Origin of the sequence: Streptomyces sp. GESEQ-35 (assembly GCF_017948485.1) — a bacterium.
Lineage (GTDB): Bacteria > Actinomycetota > Actinomycetes > Streptomycetales > Streptomycetaceae > Streptomyces.
This window is the reverse complement of record NZ_JAFFSX010000017.1, coordinates 70,523-95,325: the sequence shown is the minus strand read 5'-3', so window position 1 is coordinate 95,325 and position 24,803 is coordinate 70,523. Positions and strand designations below refer to the sequence as shown.

The window sequence follows — 24,803 nt, the reverse complement described above, 5'->3', positions numbered from 1 at the left end:
CGGGGGGCAGAGATGACCGGAGAGGACACCCGACCAGAGGACGACGTCCTGCACGTCCTGGAACTCCTCGCGGGCGAGGCACCCGCCCGCGAGTACGAGCGGCTCCTCGCCCGCGCCCGCGGTTCCACCGCCGCGCCCCACCGCCTCGACCGGGTCGAGCGCGCCACCCGCCTCGCCCTCGACGTCGGCGGCCACTTCGACCGGCACCGCAGGCGCGAGGCCGAACTGGTCGCCCTCGTCGACACCGCCCGCGAACTCACCCAGGCCGGCCGCCCCGACGCCACCCTCCGGCTGATCAGCCGCCGCGCCCGGCTGCTGCTGCACGTGGACTTCGCCTGCACCGTCCTGCTCGCGGAGCCGGGGGAGCCGGGGGAGACGGACGTGGCGACCCTGCGCGCCGCTGACGGCGCCGTCAGCGCCCTGACCGTCGGACACCGCATCCCCGCCGCCGCGCTCCCGGCCGACACCCACGGTGAACGCCCGGGCCCGTTCTGGACGGCCGACCTGCTCTCCGGCGACCTCGACCCGCACACCGCCGCCCACGCCGCCGCGCTCGGCGAGATCGTCCACGCCGAGTCCCTGCACGCCGTGCTCGGCGTCCCGCTGCGCGCCGACGACCGGCACCTCGGCCACCTCTACGTCGCCGACCGCAAGGTCCGTCACTTCACGCCCGACGAGGTCACGCTGATGTGCTCCCTCGCCGACCTGTCCGCCGTCGCCCTCAGCACGGCCCGGCTGCTGGAGAGCGCCCGCGCCGCCAACGCCGAGCTGGAACGCGCCGGTTCGCGGGCCCGCTCGGGCCTCAGCGACGCCCTGCGCGGCAGACACGTGCAGGACGACCTGGTCCGGCTCGTCCTCGACGGCATCGGCCTGGACCAGCTGATCGCCCGCGCCGCCACCGAACTCGGCGGCGGCCTCTCGGTCCGCGGCCAGGCCGGCGAACGCCTCGCCGAACACGGCCGGATACCCCGCCCCGACGGCGCCGAACTGGAACGTGTCCGGCTCAACGCGGCCGCCACCGGCATCGCCTGCCCGCTGACCGACGGCACCTGGGTGGTGCCCCTGACCGTCCGCCGGCAGGACATCGGCTGTCTGCTCTTCCACCCCGACGGCTCCCGCCCGCACCCGCCCGCCGGACCCGGCGAACAGGTCCTGCTCTCCTACGCCCGCACCGTCTCTCTGCTGCTGACCCAGCAGTCCACGGCCGCCGACGGCGGGCTCGCGGACGCGTTCCTGGAGGACCTGGTCACCTGGGAGGGCCCCACCGACCGGCTCGTCGTCTGGGCCGGCCGGCTGTGTGCCGAACTCGACCGCCCGCACGTCGTGGTCGTCGCCCGCGCCCAGACCGACGCCGCCGCCCTCGTCGAACGCTGGGCCACCGCCTACGTACGCCGGCACCGCGGCATGAAGACCGTCCAGGGCGGACGGCTGGTCCTGCTGCTGCCCGGCGACGACCCGGCGTCCCGCGCCGAGGACGTACGGGCCGAACTCGCCGCCGCCACCGGCGCCCCGGTCACCGCCGGCGCCGCCGGCCACACCCAGGGCGCCGGCACCGTCCCGCGCGTCTACCAGGAGGCCGTCCGCTGCTTCGAGGCGCTCACCGCGCTCGGCGGCTCGGGCCGGGCCGCCGCAGCCCGCGACCTCGGCTTCATCGGCATGCTGCTGGCCGACGACCAGGACGTGCCCGGCTTCGTGGAGCGCACCCTCGGCCCGCTCCTGGACCACGACGCCGAGCGGTTCAGCACCCTCGTCGAGACCCTGGAAGGCTGGTTCTCCGCCGCCGGCAGTCCGACCCGTGCGGCGGAGATCCTCTACGTCCATCCCAACACGGTCTCCCGTCGTATGGAGCGCATCACCCAGCTGCTCGGCCGTGACTGGCAGCGACCCGAGCAGGCGCTGGAACTCCAGCTCGCCCTGCGGCTGCTCCGGGCGCGAGCCTCCCTCGCACCCGCCGGCCTCCCGTCGCCCGGTCCGCGCTAAGCGCTGCGCGGGCCGTGTCGATATGCGGCTCCGCCGCGGGGCCGCGAGGGGCCGTCGATGGTCTGCGGACCGGTCGTGGCCGGTCGCTCTCCCACGTTCTCGGCTTCGCTCGAACCCGGGGGGACCCCCATCGCGGCGCAGCCGCATATCGACACGGCCCGCGCCCCTTCGGGGCGCTGCCCGAACCGCACCGGACTTCGCCGGACCCGCTTGGCCGGGACCGGGGTGAGCGCGTCCCGCCCGCGGTGGGTGCCCAGCAGGCGCAGCGCGTGCGCCAGCGAGACGAGCGTGACGTGCCGGTGCCAGCCGCGGTAGGAGCGGCCCTCGAAGTCCAGCGCGCCCACCGAAAGGGTCGTACCGGTGAAGTCGGTGTCCACCCGCCCGAGCATCCGGCCCAGCCCCAGCAGCACGCCCCGGCTCGCACCGGCCAGGGACGTCAGCCACAGCTCCGCCACCTCGCGCCGGTCCGGCGACCACACTCCCACCAGCGACAGCCGGGCGGCCGTCCCCGGCAGCCGTACGGGCAGCAGCGCCACCAGCGAGGTGCGCGGCAGCTCGGGAACCGCAGGGTCGAACCAGTCCACGGGCCGCCGCTGCGTCCGCGCGAGCTCCACGAGCCGCCCGGCCGGACCCGACACCACGGGGCCGCGCCCCGCCGACAGGTCCGGCGCCAGCAGCCCCGTGTCGTCGCCGACGCGCAGCAGGAACGGCAGCCCCGCCCCGGACAGCGCCTCCAGCAGCGGTACCACGGCTTCCTCGCGGGCGTCCGCGACCACCGGTGCCGCCGACGCGCCCCAGCCGGCCGTCTCGCGCACCATGTCCAGCACGAGCTGTTCGGGTGCGCCGGTGTCCAGCGAGTCGGGTATCGCGGCCCGTTGGCGCAGCTCGGAGTCCTCCAGCCAGTCGCCGCTGAGCGACAGCCGCCAGTTCACCGGCACCGAGGCCGCGCCGGACGCCAGCCACAGCCCGTACCCCTGCTGGCTGTTGACCACCTGCCCCAGCTGCGGCACGAACCGGCGTCCCACGCCCACCGAATGGCGTCCCGTCTTCGGGATGACCAGCGGCCGCAGCACCCAGGCGCGGGGCGCGAGCAGCCTGTCCAGCCGGGTCGTCAACTCCGCGCGCAGCGGCGCCCAGTCCCAGGTCGAGCAGCTGATGAAGTGGTGCAGGCTCTGCTCGGCCGAGCGTTCGCCGGTGCTCGCGGCGAGATTGCGCATCGTCTTGCGGCCGGGGGTGCTCAGCAGCCCGTTCACATACAGCTCGCCCTTGTGCCGTTGGTCGCGGCGGCGCAGCAGTGCCAGCACCGACGCGGACAGCTGCCGCGATGCCTGAGCGGCGCCCTCGTGCGGCAGGGGTTCGGCCTCCTCGGCCGGGAGAGTGGCCCTCACGACGCTCCTCGGGGTCGGCGCCCCGCAACCTGGCAGGGCCTGTGTCGGGGCCGGATCGGCTGGGACCCCTCCACCGTCACCGCCGTACGGCCCAGGGCCCAGGTAGGCCGGAAACACACCTCGGCCCCCGGCCCGCGGCCGCCCCGCCGGCACCCCTCGGCCCGCCGGCCGCCCACCCCGGGTGGTGACCGCACCACCACCCCGCGCCCGGCTGCCGGTCCACCGGCGGCCCCGAGCCCCGGGCACCACCCCGGAAATCAACTGACGTGCCATCAGATCCCTTGCCCCGGGCGGAATCCACCCCGGAACGCACCACACCCGGAAGTGTGTGACCGGCCGACCTCGCCCCCCGGGACGATCTCCGCAAGCGTGGAGAGGCGCACATCCAGGCGCCCGAACCCATGCCCCGAACCACAGGAGCCCACATGCCGTCCCGCAGGCCAGGGAGGCCGACCCCCCGCCTCCGCACCAGACCCAGGCCCGAGGGACGACGCCTCTTCACCCTCGGCCGCCCCGGACGGCTCCGGCCCGACGAACGGCGCGTGGGCGACGCCCCGGCGCCTGCCGACCGCCCGTCCGCACACGGCAGCACGAGCCGCCTGCTAGCTCTCGCCCTCGGCCGTACCGCACCACTTGGCGCCGAGGGACTGCGCGTGGATGGCGCGTCGGCGTCTGCCGACCGCCCGTCCGTGCACGGCAGGACGAGCCGCCTCCTCGCCCTCGGCCCCATTGCACGACTTCGCGCCGACGGACGGCGCCTGCTCGCCCGTCCCGCACCCCTGGGCCCCAACGGACGGCAGCGCCCGGTCCGTACCTCACGCCTGCTCGCTGTTCTGGCCGTTCTCCTGTGTCATGCCGGGCTGCTCAGTGTGACGACCACCAGCGCGGCCCCCGCCGTCGAGGGCATCCAGCGCGTCCGGGACCTGGTCGCTCGGATGACGCTCGACGAGAAGCTGTCGTTCGTTCACTGGACCGCCGGTGCCGAGGGCGGCCCGCTCGCTCGTGGTGTCGGCTACCTGCCCGGTGTGCCGCGTCTGGGCATACCGTCGCTACAGGCCTCCGACGGCCCGGCCGGCGTCCGTCTCAACGGCACCCGCGCCACCGCCCTGCCCACCCCCACCGCCCTCGCGGCCACCTTCGACGACTCCCTCGCCCAGGCCTACGGCAAGGTCCTCGGCCACGAGGGCCGCGCCCTGGGCCAGGACGTCGTCCTCGCCCCGATGGCGAACAACATCCGCGTGCCCCACGGCGGCCGCAACTTCGAGACCTTCAGCGAGGACCCGCTCGTCACCTCCCGCACCGCCGCCGCCGAGATCAAGGGCATCCAGGGCCAGGGCCTGATGGCCACCGTGAAGCACTTCGCCGGCAACAACCAGGAGACCGACCGCTTCACCGTCGACGCCGCCATCGACGAGCAGACCCTCCAGGAGATCGAACTGCCCGCGTTCCGCAGCGCCGTCGAGACCGGCGCCGCCGCCGTCATGTGCGCGTACAACGGCGTCAACGGCACCCACTCGTGCGGCAACGACGTGCTGCTGCGGCAGATCCTGCGTGACCAGTGGGGCTTCAAGGGCTGGGTGATGTCCGACTGGCTCGCCACCCACGCGACCGCCGACCTCACCCAGGGCCTCGACCAGGAACTCGGCCTGGAGATGGGCAAGCCGACCGACCCGGTCCCGGACACCAAGTACTTCGGAGCCGCACTGAAGTCCGCGGTACAGAACGGCACCGTGCCCGAGGCCGACCTCGACCGGGCCGTCGCCCGCATCCTCGGCCGGATGGAGAGCTTCGGCCTCCTCGACGCCGCCCCGCGCCCCGCCCGCGACGCCGAGGCCGGCCGCACCACCGCCCGCCAGGTCGCCGAGAACGGCGCCGTACTGCTCCGCAACTCCACCACCGACGGCCGCAACGCCCTCCCGCTCACCGGCAAGCACGGAACCGACGTCGCCGTCATAGGCGACAGCGCCCTACGGCCCAAGGTCTCGGGCCTCGGCAGCGCCCACGTCGTCCCCGACACCGCCCAGGCACCCGTCGACGCCCTGCGCGAGCGGGCCGGCTCCGGCGCACACCTCACCTACGAACCCGGCATCGACCGGCTCGGCACACCGCTGCCAGCCGAGAACCTCAGCCCCGCGTTCACGAACGGCAGGCAGCTGGAGCCCGGCGGCGACCGCCCGTTCTACGACGGCACGCTCACCGTCCCCGCCGACGGCGACTACCGCATCGGCGTACGCGTCGACGGCGGCCTGGCGATCCTTCAGATCGACGGCCAGAGCCCCGTCTACGCGGCCGACTCCTTCAGCGAGACCACCAGCGTCGTCCTCAGGCTCACCAAGGGCACCCACAAGGTGAATCTGAGCGGCTGGGCCTGGCCGGACCGCCCGCTCACCGTCGACCTGAGCTGGGTCACCCCCGAACAGGCCGAGCAGAACATCCGGCGCGCCGTCGCGGCCGCGGCCGCCGCCGAGACCGCCGTCGTCTTCGCCCAGGACGAGGGATCCGAGGGCTACGACCGCCCGTCGCTGTCCCTGCCCGACGGCCAGGACGCCCTCATCGCCGCGGTCGCCGAGGCCAACCCGAACACCGTGGTCGTCCTCAACACCGGCTCCAGCGTGCTGATGCCGTGGCTCGCCGACACCGCCGCCGTCCTGGAGATGTGGTACCCCGGCCAGGAGGGCGCCCGGGCCACCGCGGCACTGCTGTACGGAGACACCAACCCGAGCGGAAAACTCACCCAGACCTTCCCCGCCGCCGAGACCGTCCATCCGATGGCCGGCCACCCCGAGCGTTTCCCCGGCGTCGACGGGAAGCAGGAATACAGCGAGGGCATCCACGTCGGCTACCGCTGGTACGAGAAGGAGGGCGTCAGCCCGCTCTTCCCCTTCGGACACGGACTGTCGTACACCTCCTTCGCCTACCGCGACCTGGCCCTCCGGCGGACCGCCACCGGCGCCGCTGTCTCCGTCACCGTGCGCAACACCGGTGACCGCACCGGCAAGGAGGTCGTCCAGGTCTATCTGGGCCCCAGCCCGCTCGTCACCGCCCCGCAGGCCGTCAAGAAGCTCGCCGGCTACACCAAGGTGACCCTCGCCCCCGGTCAGGAGAAACGGCTCACGGTGCCGGTCGACGCCCGCCAACTCCAGTACTGGGACACCGGGAAGCACGCGTGGCAGGACGCCCCCGGCGCCCGCACCGTCCACGTCGGCGCGTCCTCCTCGGACCTCCGCCTCACCGGCACCCTCGCCCCTTGACCGAGCGACTCCTACCCCCCACCCCTGCGAGAGGAACTGCATGACCGCCACCGAGCACCCCGGGACCGGCAGCTCCATCGGCCCGGCCGATGCCATCGACGCCACCGAGGACACCGGGCTCCGACACGTCGCCGCCCTCTCCACCGAACTGCGCGACGTCGTCGAGGTCGAGCAGCGCCAGGTCCGTCTGGAGCGCGTCGTGCTGGTCGGGGTGTGGACCTCGGGCACGGCCGCCGAGGCAGAGAGCTCGCTCGCCGAGCTCGCCGCCCTCGCCGAGACCGCCGGCGCCCTGGTCCTCGACGGCGTCATCCAGCGCCGCGACAAGCCCGACCCGGCCACCTACATCGGTTCGGGCAAGGCCCGGGAACTGCGTGACCTCGTCGTCACCGCCGGCGCCGACACCGTGGTCTGCGACGGCGAACTCAGCCCCAGCCAGCTCGTCCGCCTGGAGGAGGTCGTCAAGGTCAAGGTGGTCGACCGGACCGCCCTCATCCTCGACATCTTCGCCCAGCGGGCCGCCTCCAAGGAGGGCAAGGCACAGGTCGCCCTGGCGCAGATGCAGTACATGCTGCCGCGGCTGCGCGGCTGGGGCGCCTCGCTCTCCCGCCAGATGGGCGGCGGCGGCAGCGGAGGCGGCGGTATGGCCACCCGCGGCCCCGGCGAGACGAAGATCGAGACGGACCGGCGCCGGCTGCGCGACAAGATGGCCAAGATGCGCCGCGAGATCGAGGACATGAAGACCGGCCGCGACCTCAAGCGGCAGGAACGGCGCCGCAACCAGGTGCCCTCCGTCGCCCTCGTCGGCTACACCAACGCCGGCAAGTCCTCCCTGCTCAACCGGCTCACGGGCGCCGACGTCCATGTGCAGAACGCCCTGTTCGCCACCCTCGACCCGACGGTGCGCCGCACCCAGACCACCGGCGGCCGGGTCCACACCCTCGCCGACACCGTCGGGTTCGTCCGCCATCTGCCGCACCAGCTGGTCGACGCGTTCCGCTCCACGCTGGAGGAGGTCGCCGAGGCGGACCTCATCCTGCACGTGGTGGACGGCTCGCATCCCGACCCGGAGTCCCAGATCGAGGCGGTGCGTGAGGTCGTCGGCGACGTCGGCGGCGCCGGAGTGCCCGAGGTCGTCGTCGTCAACAAGGCGGACAAGACCCCGCCGGAGACGCTCGCCCGGCTACAGGACGCCGAGCCGGGCGCGATCGCCGTCTCCGCCCGCACCGGTGCGGGCATCGAGGAGCTGCTGGCCCGTGTCGAGCGGGAACTGCCGCGCCCGGACACGGAGGTCGAGGTCCTCATCCCGTACGCCGAGGGACACCTGGTCGCCCGCGTCCACGCCCACGGCGAGGTCCTCGCCGAGTCCCACGAGGAGACCGGCACCCGCCTCAAGGCCCACGTCGACGCCCCGCTGGCCGCGGAACTCGCCGACTACACGGCCTGATCGACGACTGCGCCCCCTGCCGCGACGGGCAGGGGGCGCAGTCGTGCCCGGGCGGCGGGATCAGTGCCCGGTGGTGAACTCGCTGATGGAGGCGATCACATAGTCCAGCATCTCCTCGGTCAGACCGGGATAGACGCCGATCCAGAAGGTCTGGTCGGTGATCAGGTCACTGTTCTTCAGGGGCTCGGCGATGCGGTGCGGCTTCTCCGCGTAGGCCGGGTGCCGGGTCAGGTTGCCGGCGAAGAAGCGGCGCGTGTTGATACGGCGCGACTCCAGGAAGTCGACCAGGGCGGCGCGCGAGTAGGAGGCCGCCGGGTCGACGGTGATCAGGAACCCGAACCAGCTCGGGTCGCTGTCCGCGGTCGCCTCCGGCAGCAGCAGACCGGGCAGACCCTCCAGGCCCTCGCGCAGCTGACGCCAGTTGCGGCGGCGCGCGGCGCTGAACTCGTCGATGCGCTGCAACTGGCTGAGCCCCAGGGAGGCCTGGAGGTCGGTCGCCTTCAGGTTGTACCCCACGTGGGAGAAGATGTACTTGTGGTCGTAGCCGTGCGGCAGCTTCCCCATCTGCTGGTCGAAGCGCTTCATGCACCGGTTGTCCTCACCCGGCTCGCACCAGCAGTCCCGGCCCCAGTCGCGGAACGACTCGACGATCCGCGCCAGCGCCAGATTGCTCGTCAGCACACAGCCGCCCTCGCCCATGGCGAGGTGGTGCGCGGGATAGAAACTGGTCGTCGACAGGTCCCCGAAGGAGCCGGTGCGCCGGCCCCGGTAGGTGGAGTCGACGGCGTCGCAGTTGTCCTCGACGAAGAACAGCTCGTGGTCCTCGGCGAGTTGGGCGACCTCCTCGGCCTGGAAAGGGTTGCCCAGGGAGTGTGCGATCATGATCGCGCGGGTTTTCGGGCCGATCGCAGCGGCGATCCGCTCGGGGGTGGTGTTGTACGTGCCGAGCTCGACGTCGACGAACACGGGCACCAGACCGTTGTGCAGGATCGGGCTGACCGTGGTGGGGAAGCCCGCGGCCACCGTGATCACCTCGTCGCCCGGCCTCAACCGCCGCTCCTCCAGCTGCGGGGAGGTCAGGGAACTGAGCGCCAGGAGGTTGGCCGAGGAACCCGAGTTGGTCAGATGGGCCTTGCGGGTCCCGATGAACCGCGCGAAGTCCCGCTCGAAGCGGCGTGAGCTGACCCCGGCGGCGATCCGCATGTCCAGCGCGGCGGACACCAGGGCGAGCCGGTCGTCCTCGCTGAGCACCGCGCCGGACACCTGTACGGGGGAGACGCCGGGCACGAAGGGGCCGGGTTCCTTCTCCCGGTGGTATTCCCGGACGAGCTCCGCGATCCGTTCCCTGGTCTCGCCCATGGAAGTTCCCTCCTGATGACACCACCGACGTCACCGCGAGCGTACGGACAGCCCAACTGGGAACCGCTAGAAAACGAGTTGACTTCATCAGATCATGAGGTAAAAAAGCTGAGGACACACCCGGGAGGCAATACGTGACTGATACGCAGGAAAACAACGCGGCCGAGAACGAGCCCGAGAACGAGCCCGAGAGCGAGGCCAAGCGCAAGTTCCGCGAGGCCCTGGAGCGCAAGTCCCGCACCAACAGGTCCCAGGAGGCACACCTGGAGGGACGCCAGAAGATCAAGGGCCTCAACGGCCCCAAGGGCCAGAGCCGGAATTTCCGCCGCAAGTCCGGGTGAGGGCCTTCGCCACCCCCGCACGGCCCGCCGTGATCCCGCAACACCGGATCACGGCGGTTTCTTTTTTCGCTCCCTTTTCAAGCATTCCTTGAGAATCGCTGGACAATTACTCGACCCGGCATCGGAATTCAGCCGCCGCGATGTTCTTCAGTCGAGGACCGCGGTGGCCTCGACCTCGACGAGATGGTCGGGTACGTCCAGTGCCGCCACGCCCAGCAGCGTGCCCGGCGGCACCGGCGTGACGCCCAGCCTGGCCGCCGCCCGGGTGATGCCCTCGATGAGCAGGGGCATCTTGTCGGGGGTCCAGTCGACGACGTAGACGGTCAGTTTCGCCACGTCGGCGAAGGAACCGCCGACCGCGGCCAGGGCGGTGTCGATGTTCAGGTAGCACTGCTCGACCTGGGCGGCGAGATCACCCGCGCCCACCGTGACCCCGTCGGCGTCCCAGGAGACCTGGCCGGCGATGAAGACCTGCCTCGACCCGGACGCGATCGACACCTGCCGGTAGACGTCGATCTCCGGCAGTCCTTCGGGGTTCACCAGGGTGATGGCCATGCTGCGCCTCCTCGTCGGGAGAGCCCGGCTCGCGAGCTCTCACGGTCTCTTGTGGTTACTCAGGAACCGTAGGAGAGTGATCGCTGACATGGAAGAACGCACTTTTCAGTGACTGGGGAACCTCATGGTGACCAAGCAGTTCAGCGGCTCTGCCGAGGACGCGGACGTGACGCGCGCGGACTCCCTGGCGCGGGAGATCTTCTCGGACGTCGCCAACAAGTGGGCGCTCCTGATCATCGAAGCCGTGGGCGAACGCACCCTGCGCTTCAGCGAGCTGCGCGACGAGGTCGAGGGCATCAGCCACAAGATGCTCACCCAGAACCTGCGCATGCTGGAGCGCAACGGCCTGGTCGAGCGGAAGGTGTACCCCACCGTGCCGCCGCGGGTCGAGTACACCCTCACCGAACCGGGCCGGGCGCTGCGCGTGACCATCGACGGCATGTGCGGCTGGACCCAGAAGTACCTCGGTCACATCGAGTCGTCCCGGCACCGCTTCGACACCTGACGGCAGCGGCCGTACGGACCGCCGGTCGAACCGTTTGCCCGACTGCCGTCGCAGCTCTACGCTGATCTCCTAGTCAAACTTGACGAGCATGACCGTACGACGGGAGCCCGAGTGACCCTGCCCGAGACCGGCTACACCCCCACCGCCGAGGAACGCGCCGGCCTCGACGCCTGGTTCGCGGAGTACGACGCGCACTGCACCAAGGTCGACGTCGAGCGGATGGCGGACATGGCCGTCTTCCCCCTCAACCTGATCAGTGACGACTCCGCGGGCAACGGCAGGTCCGCGCAGTGGAACCGCGGTCAGTTCACCGACACCATGGCCCACGTCATGGGGGACGGCACCGCGGAGGTCACCTTCGACAACACCCGCAGTCCGGTCTTCCTCTCCCCGTCCATGGCCGTGGTCTTCACCCACTCCACCGTCACCACGGCCGACGGGACCTACGACATGACCTATGCCGACATCCTGCTCCGCAAGGACGGCACCTGGGCCTTCCAGACCATGATCCAGTCCGGCTGGGGCGACAACCTCTGAGCGTGCGAGGAGGCCCAGCGGCGCTGAGCCGCTGGGCCTGACCACGGTCGATCCTCGTTTCTAGCGGATCAGTTCATGCTCGCGGCGCGGCGGTGCCACCCGCCCGTCCGGAGCGATGCGGGAGAGCTTCTCGCCCTCGACGTCGAGGTTGGGAAGCAACCGGTCGAGCCAGCGCGGCAGCCACCAGGCCCCCTTGCCGAGCAGGGCGAACAGGGCGGGCACGATCGTCATGCGGACGATGAAGGCGTCGAAGAGCACCGCGACCGCGAGGCCGAAGCCGATCATCTTGACGAAGTCGTTGTTCTCCGCGATGAAGCCGGAGAACACGCTGATCATGATGGCGGCGGCCGCGGCGACCACCCGGCCGCCGTAGCGGAACCCGGTGACCACGGCCTCGTCGGGCCGCGCCCCGTGGACGTACGCCTCCCGCATACGGGTCACCAGGAACACCTCGTAGTCCATGGCGAGTCCGAAGACCACACCGATCATGAAGATCGGCATCGTGCTCATGATCGGGCTCGGCTGGTCGATGCCGAAGACATCGGCGAGCCAGCCCCACTGGAAGACCGCCACCACCGCGCCGAGCGCCGCCGCCACGGAGAGCAGGAAGCCCAGGGCCGCCTTGAGCGGGACGAGCACCGAGCGGAAGACCACCATCAGCAGTAGGAACGCCAGGCCGACGATCAGGGCGAGATAGGGAAGCAGCGCGTCGTCGAGCGTCTTGGAGAAGTCGATGAACATCGCGGTCTGGCCGGTGACCAGGACCTCGGCGCCGGTGTCGGCCTGGAAGCCGTCGGCGAGGGAGCGCAGGTGGCGCACCAGGTCCTCGGTCGCGCCGTCGGTGGGGCCGGTGGCCGGGACGACGTTCAGGATCGCGGTGTCACCGGCCTCGTTGACCGTGGCCGGGGTGACGGTGGCGACGCCGTTCTGCCCGGCGAGTTCCTTGCCGACGGTGCCGGCCGCGACGGCCGCGTCCTTGCCCTCGACGGTGATCATCAGCGGCCCGTTGAATCCGGCGCCGAAGGACTCCGACAGCATGTCGTAGGCCTTGCGCTGGGTGGTGTCGGGGGCCATGGTGCCCTCGCCGGGCAGACCGAGCTCCAGGCTGGCGGCGGGCACGGCGACCGTGCCCAGGCCGACCACTGCCAGGAGCAGTACGGCGACGGGGTGGCGCAGGATGTAACGGGCCCAGCGGGAGCCGAGGTTGGGCCTGCGGCGTGCGTCCTTCTTGGCGCGCTTGGCGGCCTTGCGCTGCCGGCGGGCCGACAGCGGCTTGCCGGAGAAGCGGGCGCGGTCCCTGCGGCGAAGGACCTTGACGGGCGCGAAGCCGAGCAGTGCCGGGACCAGGGTGAGGGCGATGAGCACGGCGATGGCGACGGTGCCGGCGGCGGCCAGGCCCATCTTGGTGAGCATCGGAACGTTCACCACGGCCAGACCGGCGAGGGCCACGATGACGGTGAGCCCGGCGAAGATGACCGCGGAACCCGCGGTGCCGACCGCCCGCCCTGCGGCGTCGGCGCGGTCACGGCCCTCGGTGAGTTCGGAGCGGTAGCGGGAGACGATGAACAGGGCGTAGTCGATGCCGACGGCGAGGCCGAGCATCATCGCCAGGGTCGACGTGGTGCTGGACAGGCCGAGGGTGGAGCCGAGCGCCGTGATGGCGGAGATGCCGACGCCGACTCCGATGAGGGCGGTGAGCAGCGGCATCCCGGCGGCGATCACCGAGCCGAAGGTGATGATCAGGACCAGGGCGGAGATCAGGATGCCGATCTGCTCGCCCTTGCCGCTCATCGCGGCGTCGACCTTCACGGCGTCGCCGCCGGCCTCAGCGGTCAGGCCGCCGTCGCGGGCCTTGGCCAGTGCGTCGTCGAGCGCGTCGTGCGCCTGGTCGTCGACCTTGGTGGCGGGGACCTCGTAGGTGGCGATGGCGTAGGCGGTGGAGCCGTCCTTGCTCACCGCCTTCGTCGCGAACGGATCGCTCACCGAGACCACTTGCGGGGACTTCTTCAACTGCGCGATCAGGGCTGCGACTTGGTCCTTCTGCGCGGGGGCGGAGATCTTCTCGCCCGCCGGCGCGCGGACCACGACCCGGGCGCTCGCCCCGTCGGCGCTCGCGTCCGGGAACTTCTTCTCCAGGAGGTCGAAGGCCTTCTGCGACTCCGTGCCGGGCATCGAGAAGGTGTCGGCGGGCGGGGTCGGCGCGGAGGAGGCGGCGAGGCCCGCACCGACGAAGATCACCACCCACAGCAGCGCCATCAGCCATCGCCGCCGGAAGGCGAGACGGCCCAGTTTGTAGAGGAAGGTAGCCACGGCTGGGAACTCCTGTCGGTGGGGGATGGCAGGGAAGGTCGGCAGTGCGGTGGCACCAGACCCGCGCTCAAGTGGCGCCATGATGGCATCACTGGCGGCGTCGCCGCAAGCCATATCGCCGTCGGTGCGGCACCATGGCACGCTATTGAAGTGGGGAAATCGCAGGTCAGGTGGCTAGGTGTCATGAATGAGTCAACCTGGCTCGCCATGGCGTTAAACATGCGTCAGGGCGGCGTTACGGGCCTCGCGGCCCTACGTCGACAACCTCCGGCCATGGCACCCCTGACCGCGACCAGCCTGACCAGGCCGCCTACAGGGGTGGTCGAGCGGGGATGGAGGCAGAGCCCCTGCGCAGACGTGGTGAGCCGGCCGTCCGGCACAGCCGCCGGGTCGCGGCACCAGCCGCACCGAGCCGGGCACGGCGGGCAGCTCCCGGTCGGCGGCCTCGTCCAGCAGCACCACCGGCCGCACCCCGTCGGGTACCTCGTGCGCCGGGTCGAGCGGCAGCGGCGCGGCATCGGCCTTCACCGGCCCGCCCGGTGCTCGGCGAGGACGGGTGCCAACTGGTCCGAGCGGGCGTCGAGTTCGGCCCGGTCGAGGTCCGAGAGCGCCGGTTGTCCGGGGCCGTGGCCGACCCGCTCGGCGAACGGTCCGGCGACGGTCGCCCGCGGCAGCCGCAGCGCCTCGCCCGGACGGCCCTGATCGCCCCCGCGGGCCCCGGGATCCGCCGGCCACAACCCGCTGACCGGGCACGCGGCGTCCTGAAGAGCCGACTCCAGTACGGCGATCAGCTGCCCCGTGAGCGACGCCGCCACCGCCTCGCCGACCCCGTCGGCCCGGAACACGGCCGTCACGGCGATGCCCGCGGGCGCACCGGCGGCGTCCTGCCGTTCGACCAGCGTCAGGGCCAGCTCCGAGCAGGCGCAGGGGAGTTGGGCGGGTTCGGGCCGCACGGACAGTCCGGCCGCCTCGTACACGTCGGCCGCATGCTGAAGCACCGTCAGCGACACCCCGCCCGGCTCGGCCAGCGGTGCCGCGCCGTCCCGGTAGGCCGTCAGACAGGCTCCCCGTGCCCGCGCCAGCAGTTCGGTGAACGACGGATCGTCCGAGCCGTCCACCGTCAGCGCCAGCACCCGCCCGTAGGGGCCGACCGACCGGCGCAGCGCGTCGCTGCCGCGGGCCGGAACAGGTGCGGCCACCGTCGTGCGCGGGCCCGCGCCGAGCCGCACCAGCAGTGCCGCCAGCGCGGCGTGCACGACCATGAACAAGGTGGCGTCCTGCCCGGCCGCGAACCGGGTCAGCCGCTCGTGCAGGCCCGCGTCGATCCGGGTGCCCAGGGTGCCGGCCGGGTCGTCCGCGGGACTGTCCGGTGCGCCCGGCAGCGGCGTCGGCGCCACGTCGCCGCGGCGGGCCCGCGGCACCTCGCCGTGCGCCGGGGCCGCCCACCAGGGCGTGTCGCCGGTCGCCCGTGCCTCGTACGCCCGGGCGAGGTCCATGGCCAGCGGCAGCTGGGACCACTGGTCGACGGTGTCGGCCGGCACCGCCAGCTCCAGCACATGGTCCTCGGCCGACACGGTCCGCAGCCGGGTGCCCGCCGCCCCCAACTGCGAGTTGCGCAGCGGCTCATGACGTCGGCCCAGGTCGGCCAGCGCCGCCTTGAGCGCCTCGACGTCCAGGGCGCCGCGCAGCCGGAGCGGCAGCACCGCGCTGTCCGTCGCCGACCCCACCGGCCCGGTCGCCGCGGCCGCCGGATCGCCGACGAGGTCCGCGAGCAGCGCCGGGGTCGGCGCGTCGTACAGGGCGTGGCCGCCCGGGGCGGCGCCGAAGATCCCACGGATACGTCCTTGCAGGCGGGCGACGGACAGCGAGTGGCCGCCCAGCCGGAAGAAGTCCGAGTCGGCGTGCACCGCCCGCCGCGGTATGCCCAGCACCTCGGCGAACAGGTCCCGCAGGATCTCCTGCACGGGGGTGCCCGGCTGTGTTCCGGGCCGGCCCGGGGTGAACGAGCAGCCGGGCAGGGCGCCGCGGTCCACCTTTCCGGCGGAGGTCAGCGGCAGCGCGTCCAGCGTCACGAGCGCGGCCGGGAGCATGTGGTCGGGCAGCCGCTCGCGCAGCCGGGTGCGCAGGGCCGCCTCGAAGCCGACGGTGCGCTCGAAGGAGTTGGGCGTGCCCGCACACCGCTCGGGCGCGCGGACCGGCGCCGCGTACACCGAGGTCAACGGGCCCCTGGGGACGGCCCCCGGCGCCAGCAGCACCAGGTCCAGCGCCTCGGCCGCCCCGGGCGACCAGGTCGGCAGCGCGCGGAAGCCGAGGCGTTCGGCGGCGGCGCACAGCTCCTCCGGGCCGGGCGCGGGGCACGCCTCGGACAGCAGGGCGACCGCCCGGGCGACGCTGCCCGTCGGATCGTCCAGCTCGGCCGCCGCGGCCCACTCGCCGTGCACGCGCGCGTTGGGCACACCGGTGATCCGCAGCACCGCGGGCCGCCGGTCGCGCAGATACGCCTGAAGGCCCGCGAGATCCGCGATCTCTCCACCCCAGCGCACCCGCGGCGCGTCCGCCAGGTCCGCGACGGGTTCCGCGGTGCTCAGCACGGCCTCGTAGCGGTACCGGCTCAGCTCGTCCGCGTATCCGCCCCGCTTGACGCGTACGTCGACCGCGCGCACGGCCGGCAGCTCCCGGGCCAGGGCCGCGAACAGCGCGGGCGCCAGCAGCAGTTCCGTCTCCAGCTCCACCCGCCTGGCCACCCCGCGGCGCACCGCGCCGAGGTCCCGGTCCGCGCCGCCGGCGGCCAGTTCGACACCGGTCTCCAGACAGCGCGACAGCTCCAGGTTGCGCACATCGCCCAGGAACAGCGAGCCGCCCGGCGCCAGCAGCGGCAGCAACCGCTCGACGACGGTCCGCAGATGGCCGAGGCCGGGGAAGTACTGGATCACCGAGTTGACGACGACCGTGTCGAAGCGGCCCCGCGGCAGCCCGTCCGTGTCGTGCGCGGCCCGGCAGCCGATGCGCACCCGCCCGCGCAGCCGGGCATCGGCGCGGACCTGGCGGCGCAGCGCAGCCACGGCCGCCTCGGACACGTCGGTGGCCCAGTACTCCTCGCACTCCGCGTCGCCGGCGAGCTCGGCCAGCAGCAGCCCCGCACCGGCACCGACCTCCAGGATCCGGCGCCCGGGCAGCTCCCGCACGCGCTGCGCGGTCGCGTGCAGCAGCTCCCGGATGTGCTCCGCGGGGATCGGCCGGTCGTCGTAACTGCTGTGCCAGCCGGCGAAGTTGTGGCCGAGCCCGGTCCGGGCGGCGTCGCGGTACAGGGTGTCGTAGATCTCCCGCCACTCGGTCAGCTGTGTCTCGGGCCGCGGTGCGCGGGCGGCCGGTGCGGCGGGCACGAAGTGCGCCACCAGCCGGCGCTCGCCGTCCGGGGTCTCCTGCACCGACGCCACGGCCGCCGACACCGCCGGATGCCCGCGCAACACGGCCTCGATCTCGCCGAGTTCGACCCGGAAGCCGCGCAGCTTGACCTGGTCGTCCTGCCGGCCGACGAACTCCAGGTCGCCGTCCTCGCGCAGCCGCACGAGGTCGCCGGTGCGGTAGAGCCGCCCGCCGCCGGTGATCCGGCCCTCGACGAACCGCTCACCGGTCAACCGGTCCTGCCCCAGGTAGCCGAGGGCCAGACCGGGCCCGCCCAGCAGCAGTTCGCCGGTGCCGCCCGATGCCACCTCGAACCCGGTCTCGTCGACGACCACGGCCGTGGTCGCGCCGATGGGCCGGCCGATGGGAAGGGCCGGCGCGTCCTCGGCGGGCGCCTCGCGTACCTCGTACCAGGTGGCGAACGTGGTGGCCTCGGTGGGCCCGTACATGTGCAGCAGCCGCTCCGGCGGCCCGGCCGTCATGATCTGCCGCACCCGGCGCGGATCGCAGGCCTCGCCGCCGAACAGCACGGCCCGCAACGGTCCGAGGGCCGCGGGCCGCTCGTCGGCCAGCCGGTGCAGCAGCGCCGTCGTCAGGAACATCACCGTGACGCCGTGCGCCCGCAGTTGGCGCTCCAGCCGCTGCGGATCCAGGACGGTGTCCCGGTCCACCCCGACCAGCCGGCCGCCCGCGGCCAGCGTCGCCCAGATCTCGAACGTGACCGCGTCGAAGGCCGGGTTGGCGGCCTGCGCGACCACGTCCCACGGCTCCAGTCGCAGAAAGTCGGCGGACCCCAGGAGATCCAGCACCGCCCGATGCGGTACGACGACCCCCTTGGGCGAGCCGGTGGTCCCGGACGTGTAGCAGACGTAGGCGGGATCGTCCGGCGCCGGCACCACCGTGGGCAACGCGTCCGGCCGCGCCGCGATCTCACCGGCCTCGGCGTCGAGAACGACGGTCACGGGGGAGGGGAGGCAGCTTGTGCCGACGCCGACACCCGCCCGAGCGACCGAGGCATCCGTCCACCGCACGCTGCCGGCGTCCAGGTCAGCGCCGACCGGAGCGACCGGAGCGACCGAAACTCCCGCACTGTCGTCGAAGTCCGTGGCGTAGGCCGCCAGTGTCACCACGGCCCGCGCGGAGCAGTCCCGGGCGATCAGCCGGCGCCGCAGCGCCGGATGACCGGGGTCGAGCGGTACGTACGCCGCGCCCGTCCGCACGATCGCGAGGAAGGCGGTCACCAGGTCCGGGCCCGGCGGCAGGCAGGTCGCCACCAGGTCCCCGGCGCCGACCCCCCGCGCCGTCAGATGCGCGGCCAGCCGGTTGGCGGCGCGGCTCAACTCCCGGTAGGTGAGGGCGGTGCCGGGAGCGATGCCGTTCGGCCAGGCGACCGCGACCGCCTCGGGGCGAGCACGCACCTGCTGTTCGACGAGGTCGGAGAGGGACATCGGCGGGCTCCTTCGACGGCGGCTCAAGACCTGGCAGAGCCTTGAGCACGCCCGCGCCCGGCCTGTGGCCTCCACCGTCGGCGGGGGCGCTTGAGGAGTATTTGAAGGATGCTCGATCCGAGCCTCAGAGACTGTCCGCACCGAGGACATGGACGGAAGCGGAGGCTGAGATCATGACCGTCGAACGGGTGGGCACGGCCGAACGCACGCTCCCGAGCCAGGAGTTCGCCGCCCTGTACGCGGAGGTGCAGCAGTTCTACGCGCACCAGATGCAGATCCTGGACGCGCACGACACCGAGCGCTGGGTGGGTACCTTCACCGAGGACGCCGTCTTCGAACTGCCCTTCCTGTCCGAGCCGGTGCGTGCCCGCGCCGGGCTCGCCCGCTACGTACGCGCGGGCGCGGCACGGCAGCGGCGGGCCGGCAGCCGCCTCAACCACTGGGTCGGCATGCTCGACGTGGAGCCCCAGGCGGACGGTTCGCTGCACACCCGCTGCTCGGCCCTGGTGTACGTCACGCCGAACGGAGGCACTTCCAAGGTCCTGTACGTGTGCGTCATGGAGGACGTCCTGGTCCGCACCCGCGGCAAGTGGCGCACCGCGCACCGCCGGGTGACCCGCGACGACCTGGCCTGAACGCCGAGAGGCGGAGCGCCGCTGTAGCTGAGCTCGAAGTTCCGTATGGCGCAAGGGACTTGTGGTCGGCCCATGCCTAGAGTGGGCCGTGCACATCCCCTCCCTGTCCGCGCCCGCCTTCCGTCACCGACGAGGGCGGGCGCGTCGACGTCATGGGGGACGTTCAGGGCAGGCTGGTGAACGCGGCGAAGACGTCGTCGAGTTCGTGCGTGTGCACGGTGAGCGACTCCGCCGTGATCGCCGCCGCGTCGAGCACCGCGAGCACGGCCCGCAAGGTCTCGACGCCGGCGTCCCCGCGAATCCGCAGGGTGAGCGTCGCAGGCTCACTCCACGCGTCGGCGAAGCCCGGTCCTGATCCGGCGCCGAACGCGGCACCGGCCCGCTCGAGCGCCACCGCATCGGCGAACCGCAGACGGATGAGACCGTCGGGCGGATCGTTCCGGGACGCCGGCCATAATTCGGGATCACCGGACTCGGAACAGTCGGCCGGTCGGCCCGTCCCGGGCTCCCGGTACGTCGGCAGGATGCGCAGGCTGCGCAGGCCGGAAGGGGGCGGGGCCACCCTGACCTCGGGCGCGCCGCTGGGCGCGCTGGCGGAGAGCTCACAGCCGGTCCGGTGCGCGACGGCCCGGCTGGTCCCGGCAGGATCGCCGGGCTCGGGATCGCCAGCCGGTCGGCCCGGTTCGGGCTGCTGGTGTGTCGGCAGTTCGCAGCTGGTCCGGTAGGCGGCGGCCCGGCTGGTCCCGGCGGGGTGGTCGGGCTCGGGATCGTAGGCCGGTCGGCCCGGCTCGGGATCATCGGCCGGTCGGCCGGGCTCGGGCTGCTGGTGTGGCGGCAGGTCGCAGCCGGGCCCGTACGCGGCGGCACTGCTGGCCTTGTGTCCGGCGGGGTGGTCGCTCTCGTGCAACGCGTCTGCTTCGGACAGGGCGTTCAGCAGGACGAGCCGGGCCTCGGGTGTGAGGGAGACGGCGAGGCGGCGGGCGAGTCCGTGGGCACCGTCGCCGTCCGTCTCGGCGGCGACGGCCAGCTCGGCCGCTAGCCGCGGCGTGAGATCCACCGCGTGCACCGGGCGCTCGGAGTCCGGCGGTTGCCGGACGAAGTCGGCCGATTCCCGGGCGTGTTGAGCCGGCGGACCGGATGACGGCACGGCGTGGAGGCGGCCGTCGGCCGAGGGAGGAGCCCAGGGTGTGCGTGTCATGGGCACTGCCCTCGCCTTCGCTCGATGTCGTCGATTTCGGATGCCGGTGAGCCTGGACCGGCCGCTGCGGGCCGTGCCGAGCCGATGGTGTGCCGGTGCTGTTGCCGGTGCTGTTGCGTCACTCGTTCACGGCAGGACCTCCGCCTCGTCCGGGTCCGGCACGATCACCGTGCCGACCCCGTCGTCGGCGAACATCTGGAGGAGGACCGAGTGCGGGACCCGTCCGTCGATCACCCGGGCCGCGCCCACGCCGCCCCGCACGGCGTGCAGGCAACCGGTCATCTTGGGCACCATGCCGTCGCTCAGCTCGGGCAGCAGCTTCTCCAGCTCGCAGGCCGTGAGCCGCTGGATGACCTCCTCACTGTGCGGCCAGCCCGCGTACAGACCCGCGACGTCCGTCAGCATGACGAGCACCTCGGCGCGCAGCGCGGTCGCGAGCGCCGCCGCCACCGTGTCGGCGTTGACGTTGTAGACCCGACCGTCCTCGGCGCTGCGGGCGAGCGGCGAGACCACCGGGATCCGGCCGTTCGTCAGCAGGCAGTCCAGCGCACCGGTGTCCACGCCGGTGATGTCGCCGACCCTGCCGACGTCCACCGGCTCCCCGTCGATCCACGGCATGTGCCGCACCGCGGTGAGGGTGTCCGCGTCCTCGCCGGTCATACCGACGGCGAGCGGGCCGAAGCGGTTGATCAGCCCGACCAGTTCGCGCTGTACCTGGCCGGCGAGGACCATCCGCACCACGTCCATCGCGGGCGGCGAGGTGACCCGGAGCCCGGCTTTGAACTCGCGCTTCAGGCCGCGCCGCGCGAGCTCGGCATCGATCTGGGGGCCTCCCCCGTGCACCACCACGGGCCGCAGCCCGGCGTAGCGCAGGAAGACGATGTCGCGGGCGAAGGCCGCCGTGAGGTCCTCGTCGACCATGGCGTGTCCGCCCAGCTTGATGACGACCGTCCGGCCCTGGTGGCGGGCCAGCCATGGCAGGGCCTCGCCGATGGACCGGGCCTTGGCCAGGGCCGGGTGCGCGCTGACGGTCATGAGAACCTCGCACGCCGTTGGACGAGGTCGCCGGCCTGGCAGTTGGAGCTCATCGACATGACTCCTTACACGTCCCGGAACAGGACAGGGTGACGGATATCAAGGGCAGCAAGTGCTTTGCGCAGCCGGCGGGGCGCCGGCCGTGAGAAGGACCGGACGCACCTCTACGGTGTGCGGCCTCAGGCGGCCGAGGGTGCTTCCTCCACGGGGTAGCCGTCGTTCAACTCCCGCTCGGTGCGCCCCAGCACGATCGAGTCGGCGATCTCACCGCTGCGTACCGCGATGTTCGACAGCAGGGCCGACGACAGGCCGTGGCTGTGCTCGGTGCCGCCCTGGAGGTAGACACCGCAGGTCAGTCCCGATGAGCTGACGAGGCGGTAGTCGCGCTCCACTCGGTGCCGGCCCGCCGCGTCGCGCTGGAAGTGCCGGTCGAAGTCGCCGAGCAGGCGGGCCGGGTCCAGACCGTCGTAGCCGGTGGCGAACACCAGCGCGTCGACGGCCAGTTCCTCCGTACGGTCGTCGAGCACCGAGAGCAGGGTCACCCGCGTCTCGCTCTCGACGCGCTTGACCTCGGCGACCCGGGTGAGGTTGCGGAAGTGCAGCCGCTCGCTGCCGCGCACCTGCTCGTCGTACGAACGCTGGTACAGGGCCCGGATGACGTCGGCGTCGACCACCGAGTAGTTGGTGTTGCGGTGATAGCGCCAGAACGCGTCCCGTCCCCGCTCGGTGCCGAAGTAGTACTCGTCGACCGCGTCCGGGTCGAACACCTGGTTGGCGAAGGGGGTGTCGTCGGCGACGGAGTAGCCGTAGGACGGCATGACCGCACAGACCTGGGCGTGCGGCAGCGAGTCGTGGAGGAACCGGGTGATCTCGGCCGCGCTCTGGCCGGCGCCGACCACCATCACGCTCTTGAGGTCCTCCGGGGCCTGTGCGTGGAACCTGCTCAGGAACTCCGAGCTGTGCCACACCCGTTCGTCGGACTGCACTCCCTCCGGCAGGCGCGGCACCAGGCCCGTCGAGACGACCACGTTGCGTGCGGTGACCACGCTGGTGGTGCCGTCGCTGCCGCGCGCCTCGATCTCCAGGAGGTCGGGCGTCCGTGCCCCGGCCTCGGTGCAGGGCCGGATCGAGGTGACCTCGGCGCCGTAGGTGACCCGGTTGCTCAGGCCGGCGGCCGCCCACTCCAGGTACTGGTGGAATTCCTGCCGGGTCGGGAAGAAGTCCTGGTTGTTCACGAACTGCACCAGCCGGTTCGAGGCGTGCAGAAACGAGATGAAGCTGAACCGGGACATCGGATTCCTGAAGGTCGCCAGGTCCTTGAGGAACGAGATCTGCATGGTCGTCGACGGCAGCAGCATGTTCCGGTGCCAGCCGAACCTGGGCTGCCGCTCGAAGAAACGGGACTTGACCGGATGCTGCGGAGCGCTCGCCCCGTGCTCCTCCAAGGCGATCGCGAGCGACAGGTTGGACGGGCCGAACCCGATACCGACCACGTCGTAGATCTCTTGGTTACGCCTATCCGCTATGCCCATAGAAATTCTCTCCCGCTTGCGTCTGGAAAAGCTCGGCCGGTGGCCCGAGAGACCGTTCTGCAGTGTTGCCTGGAGCCTGACTCGAAAGCAACTGGAAGACGATATGAAGGCGACTTGAGAGCGCCTTGAGGCACGCTTGATAACCGAACTCGTTGTCCTGTCGACAGGACGGAGTTACGGTCGGCGCGGATTTCAACATCTCCGTGTGGCGGGGCCGATGGCGTAGGCGCCCGGAGTAAAGCGATCAGTCATGCCCTTAGCCAGAGCCCGGCCCCGAGTCAATTGCCGAAAGGGAGAATCCAGATGTTCGTGCCCAGCTTTTACCGTGAACCGGGCAGTTCATGGATGGTGGACCTGATCCGTGGTAATCCACTGGCGCTCGCGGTGGCCAACGGCTGCCCCGGCGACGGTCCGTTCGCCACGCATCTGCCGGTCATCTTCGACCCCGAGACGTCCGGCGACTGGTCCGGCGAGCTGCCCGGGGCCACGCTGCTCGGGCACATGAACCGGGCGAATCCGCACTGGGCGGCGCTGGAGTCGGGCAGCGTCCTGGTGCTGACGTTCACCGGTCCGCATTCCTATGTGTCGCCCACGGTGTACGAGGTGAGCCCGGCCGCCCCGACCTGGAACTTCACCGCGGTGCATGTCCGGGGAGTGGTGGAGAAGATCGACTCGATGGAGGAGACGCTGGGCGTGGTGGAGTCCACCGTGCACGCCTTCGAGGGGGCGTTCGGCAACGGCTGGGACATGACCGAGTCGCTCGACTACTTCCGCAAGATCGCGCCCGGTGTGGGGGCCTTCCGGTTCACGGTGACCCGGGCCGAGGGCATGTTCAAGCTCAGCCAGGAGCAACCGGGCGAGGTGCGCAACCGGGTACGGGAGTCGTTCGGGCAGAGCGGGTGCGCGTACAAGCGCGAGACCGCCGGGCTGATGAGCCGGCTGCCCTGACGTGCCGTAGGTTTTCGGCGCGGGGGACTCAGGCGCTGACGGCCACCGGCCGGGTCCGCTCGGCGAGACCGTCGGGCCGCTCCGCCGGGTTGCCGAGGTCCTCCAGGGCGTTCGCGGCCGCGCTGTCCAGCGTGCTCATCACCCACTGCTCGAAGTCGACGCCCAGCTGCTCCGCGGCCTTGTGCCACCACTGAAGACGGCTGCCGGGGACCTCCAGGCGGCGGCTCGGCTCGGTGGGAGCGGATTGCTGCTGCTCGCTCTGGCGCGCGGCCCGGATCGCGCCGCGCAGCTGCTTGGTGGTCCACTGCCGCTGCTCGGCGCGGTCCAGCCACAGGTCCTGTTCCTCGACCGGCATGGAGGCCAGCTCGGCGTGGTGCTGGAAGCTCAGGGTGGGCCGGCGCCGGGTGAGGTCGAAGCGCCGTGAAACCCACGCGTAGTTGCGCAGGGTCTGGTACGAGAGGCCGGCGGCGCGTATCCCGCGCTGGTACCGGTCGGTGTAGTGGTCCTTGCCGTATACGAGCCAGTCGCCCAGCCACCAGGAGGACGAGTCGAGGACGTCGGCGAGCTGGCGCCCGGCCCGCTCCCACTCGTCGTAGGCCATCTGGGTCGGCATCTGGAGGCCCACCTTGGTCGTCAGCACCTGGCCCCGGTGCGGCACGGCCCCCGCGGTGCGCGGTTGCTGTGGTGGGGGCTGCGGGAGAGCGGTTGCCGGGCCGTTTCGCGACCCCGCGGATTGACCGGCCTGACGCGCCATCATGCCTCCATGAGAAGGGTGCACATAACTGGCGTGAAGTCTCCCGTGACGGCTTGAAGCGGCGGCGGAGCGGCGCTCGAACGACTGTCTGGTGAAACGTCCCGTCGACGGGACGACACACGACCACCAGGGCCGCGGTGCGTTGAGTGCGCCTTTCCTTCACCGCCTCCTGACCGGA

At 72.1% G+C, this 24,803-nt stretch carries 17 protein-coding genes; 8 read left to right on the top strand and 9 right to left on the bottom strand.

Annotated elements, in window-relative coordinates; genetic code table 11:
* The first annotated feature begins 12 nt into the window (after nucleotides 1-12).
* On the top strand, nucleotides 13-1,980 hold the full coding sequence (locus KCH87_RS29115; RefSeq protein ID WP_210589263.1) for a helix-turn-helix domain-containing protein: 1,968 nt from the start codon (nucleotides 13-15) through the stop codon (nucleotides 1,978-1,980).
* Here KCH87_RS29115 and KCH87_RS29110 read toward each other — a convergent pair.
* Nucleotides 1,977-3,368, bottom strand: a complete 1,392-nt coding sequence (locus KCH87_RS29110; protein WP_210589262.1) for a transposase — start codon at nucleotides 3,366-3,368, stop codon at nucleotides 1,977-1,979. The two genes, KCH87_RS29115 and KCH87_RS29110, sit on opposite strands and share 4 nt — an antisense overlap.
* A gap of 542 nt (nucleotides 3,369-3,910) precedes the next feature.
* On the opposite strand from KCH87_RS29110, the gene KCH87_RS29105 reads away from it, so the two are divergent.
* Both KCH87_RS29105 and hflX read left to right on the top strand, forming a co-directional pair.
* On the top strand, nucleotides 3,911-6,619 hold the full coding sequence (locus KCH87_RS29105) for a glycoside hydrolase family 3 C-terminal domain-containing protein (protein WP_308298937.1): 2,709 nt from the start codon (nucleotides 3,911-3,913) through the stop codon (nucleotides 6,617-6,619).
* A gap of 40 nt (nucleotides 6,620-6,659) precedes the next feature.
* Nucleotides 6,660-8,063, top strand: coding sequence for a GTPase HflX (gene hflX, locus KCH87_RS29100; protein WP_210589260.1), 1,404 nt, complete (start codon nucleotides 6,660-6,662; stop codon nucleotides 8,061-8,063).
* 60 nt (nucleotides 8,064-8,123) lie between these two features.
* Here hflX and rfbH read toward each other — a convergent pair whose 3' ends face one another.
* Nucleotides 8,124-9,422, bottom strand: a complete 1,299-nt coding sequence (gene rfbH / locus KCH87_RS29095; RefSeq protein WP_210589259.1) for a lipopolysaccharide biosynthesis protein RfbH — start codon at nucleotides 9,420-9,422, stop codon at nucleotides 8,124-8,126.
* A 134-nt stretch (nucleotides 9,423-9,556) separates the two neighbouring features.
* Here rfbH and KCH87_RS49360 point away from each other — a divergent pair, with 134 nt between their 5' ends.
* Nucleotides 9,557-9,763, top strand: a complete 207-nt coding sequence (locus KCH87_RS49360) for a DUF5302 domain-containing protein (protein WP_210589258.1) — start codon at nucleotides 9,557-9,559, stop codon at nucleotides 9,761-9,763.
* A gap of 147 nt (nucleotides 9,764-9,910) precedes the next feature.
* On the opposite strand, the gene KCH87_RS29085 is transcribed toward KCH87_RS49360, so the two are convergent.
* The gene (locus KCH87_RS29085; protein ID WP_210589257.1) at nucleotides 9,911-10,318 is read right to left on the bottom strand and encodes a RidA family protein; all 408 of its coding nucleotides are present in this window, start codon (nucleotides 10,316-10,318) and stop codon (nucleotides 9,911-9,913) included.
* Between the two features lie 124 nt (nucleotides 10,319-10,442).
* On the opposite strand from KCH87_RS29085, the gene KCH87_RS29080 reads away from it, so the two are divergent.
* Complete coding sequence (locus KCH87_RS29080) at nucleotides 10,443-10,823, top strand: helix-turn-helix domain-containing protein (protein WP_210589256.1); 381 nt, start codon at nucleotides 10,443-10,445, stop codon at nucleotides 10,821-10,823.
* Nucleotides 10,824-10,934: 111 nt separating this feature from the next.
* Nucleotides 10,935-11,360, top strand: coding sequence for a nuclear transport factor 2 family protein (locus KCH87_RS29075; RefSeq protein WP_210589255.1), 426 nt, complete (start codon nucleotides 10,935-10,937; stop codon nucleotides 11,358-11,360).
* A 60-nt stretch (nucleotides 11,361-11,420) separates the two neighbouring features.
* Here the strand turns inward: KCH87_RS29075 and KCH87_RS29070 are convergent, their stop codons facing one another.
* Nucleotides 11,421-13,670, bottom strand: coding sequence for an MMPL family transporter (locus KCH87_RS29070; RefSeq protein WP_210589254.1), 2,250 nt, complete (start codon nucleotides 13,668-13,670; stop codon nucleotides 11,421-11,423).
* Nucleotides 13,671-14,194: 524 nt separating this feature from the next.
* On the bottom strand, nucleotides 14,195-18,523 hold the full coding sequence (locus KCH87_RS29065; RefSeq protein ID WP_210589253.1) for a non-ribosomal peptide synthetase: 4,329 nt from the start codon (nucleotides 18,521-18,523) through the stop codon (nucleotides 14,195-14,197).
* Between the two features lie 173 nt (nucleotides 18,524-18,696).
* Between KCH87_RS29065 and KCH87_RS29060 the strand changes: the two genes are divergently transcribed.
* Nucleotides 18,697-19,158 (top strand): nuclear transport factor 2 family protein, encoded by a 462-nt coding sequence (locus tag KCH87_RS29060; RefSeq protein WP_210589252.1) that lies wholly within the window; start codon nucleotides 18,697-18,699, stop codon nucleotides 19,156-19,158.
* Between the two features lie 163 nt (nucleotides 19,159-19,321).
* On the opposite strand, the gene KCH87_RS29055 is transcribed toward KCH87_RS29060, so the two are convergent.
* From KCH87_RS29055 to KCH87_RS29045, 3 genes are all read right to left on the bottom strand, one after another.
* On the bottom strand, nucleotides 19,322-20,356 hold the full coding sequence (locus KCH87_RS29055; protein ID WP_210589251.1) for a hypothetical protein: 1,035 nt from the start codon (nucleotides 20,354-20,356) through the stop codon (nucleotides 19,322-19,324).
* A 126-nt stretch (nucleotides 20,357-20,482) separates the two neighbouring features.
* Nucleotides 20,483-21,391, bottom strand: coding sequence for an acetylglutamate kinase (gene argB / locus KCH87_RS29050; RefSeq protein ID WP_210589250.1), 909 nt, complete (start codon nucleotides 21,389-21,391; stop codon nucleotides 20,483-20,485).
* A gap of 179 nt (nucleotides 21,392-21,570) precedes the next feature.
* Nucleotides 21,571-22,923: a lysine N(6)-hydroxylase/L-ornithine N(5)-oxygenase family protein gene (locus KCH87_RS29045; protein ID WP_210589249.1), complete on the bottom strand. Its 1,353-nt coding sequence runs from the start codon at nucleotides 22,921-22,923 to the stop codon at nucleotides 21,571-21,573.
* Nucleotides 22,924-23,226: 303 nt separating this feature from the next.
* Between KCH87_RS29045 and KCH87_RS29040 the strand changes: the two genes are divergently transcribed.
* Nucleotides 23,227-23,871 (top strand): FMN-binding negative transcriptional regulator, encoded by a 645-nt coding sequence (locus tag KCH87_RS29040; protein WP_210589248.1) that lies wholly within the window; start codon nucleotides 23,227-23,229, stop codon nucleotides 23,869-23,871.
* 28 nt (nucleotides 23,872-23,899) lie between these two features.
* On the opposite strand, the gene KCH87_RS29035 is transcribed toward KCH87_RS29040, so the two are convergent.
* Nucleotides 23,900-24,625 (bottom strand): LmbU family transcriptional regulator, encoded by a 726-nt coding sequence (locus KCH87_RS29035; RefSeq protein WP_282613012.1) that lies wholly within the window; start codon nucleotides 24,623-24,625, stop codon nucleotides 23,900-23,902.
* Between the last annotated feature and the right edge of the window lie 178 nt (nucleotides 24,626-24,803).

Coding starts and splice junctions, on each gene's coding strand:
- KCH87_RS29115 (WP_210589263.1), top strand. CDS start 13: ATGACCGGAGAGGACACCCGACCAGAGGACGACGTCCTGCACGTCCTG.
- hflX (WP_210589260.1), top strand. CDS start 6,660: ATGACCGCCACCGAGCACCCCGGGACCGGCAGCTCCATCGGCCCGGCC.
- rfbH (WP_210589259.1), bottom strand. CDS start 9,422: ATGGGCGAGACCAGGGAACGGATCGCGGAGCTCGTCCGGGAATACCAC.
- KCH87_RS29085 (WP_210589257.1), bottom strand. CDS start 10,318: ATGGCCATCACCCTGGTGAACCCCGAAGGACTGCCGGAGATCGACGTC.
- KCH87_RS29080 (WP_210589256.1), top strand. CDS start 10,443: ATGGTGACCAAGCAGTTCAGCGGCTCTGCCGAGGACGCGGACGTGACG.
- KCH87_RS29065 (WP_210589253.1), bottom strand. CDS start 18,523: ATGTCCCTCTCCGACCTCGTCGAACAGCAGGTGCGTGCTCGCCCCGAG.
- KCH87_RS29060 (WP_210589252.1), top strand. CDS start 18,697: ATGACCGTCGAACGGGTGGGCACGGCCGAACGCACGCTCCCGAGCCAG.
- KCH87_RS29055 (WP_210589251.1), bottom strand. CDS start 20,356: ATGACACGCACACCCTGGGCTCCTCCCTCGGCCGACGGCCGCCTCCAC.
- argB (WP_210589250.1), bottom strand. CDS start 21,391: ATGACCGTCAGCGCGCACCCGGCCCTGGCCAAGGCCCGGTCCATCGGC.
- KCH87_RS29045 (WP_210589249.1), bottom strand. CDS start 22,923: ATGGGCATAGCGGATAGGCGTAACCAAGAGATCTACGACGTGGTCGGT.
- KCH87_RS29040 (WP_210589248.1), top strand. CDS start 23,227: ATGTTCGTGCCCAGCTTTTACCGTGAACCGGGCAGTTCATGGATGGTG.
- KCH87_RS29035 (WP_282613012.1), bottom strand. CDS start 24,625: ATGGCGCGTCAGGCCGGTCAATCCGCGGGGTCGCGAAACGGCCCGGCA.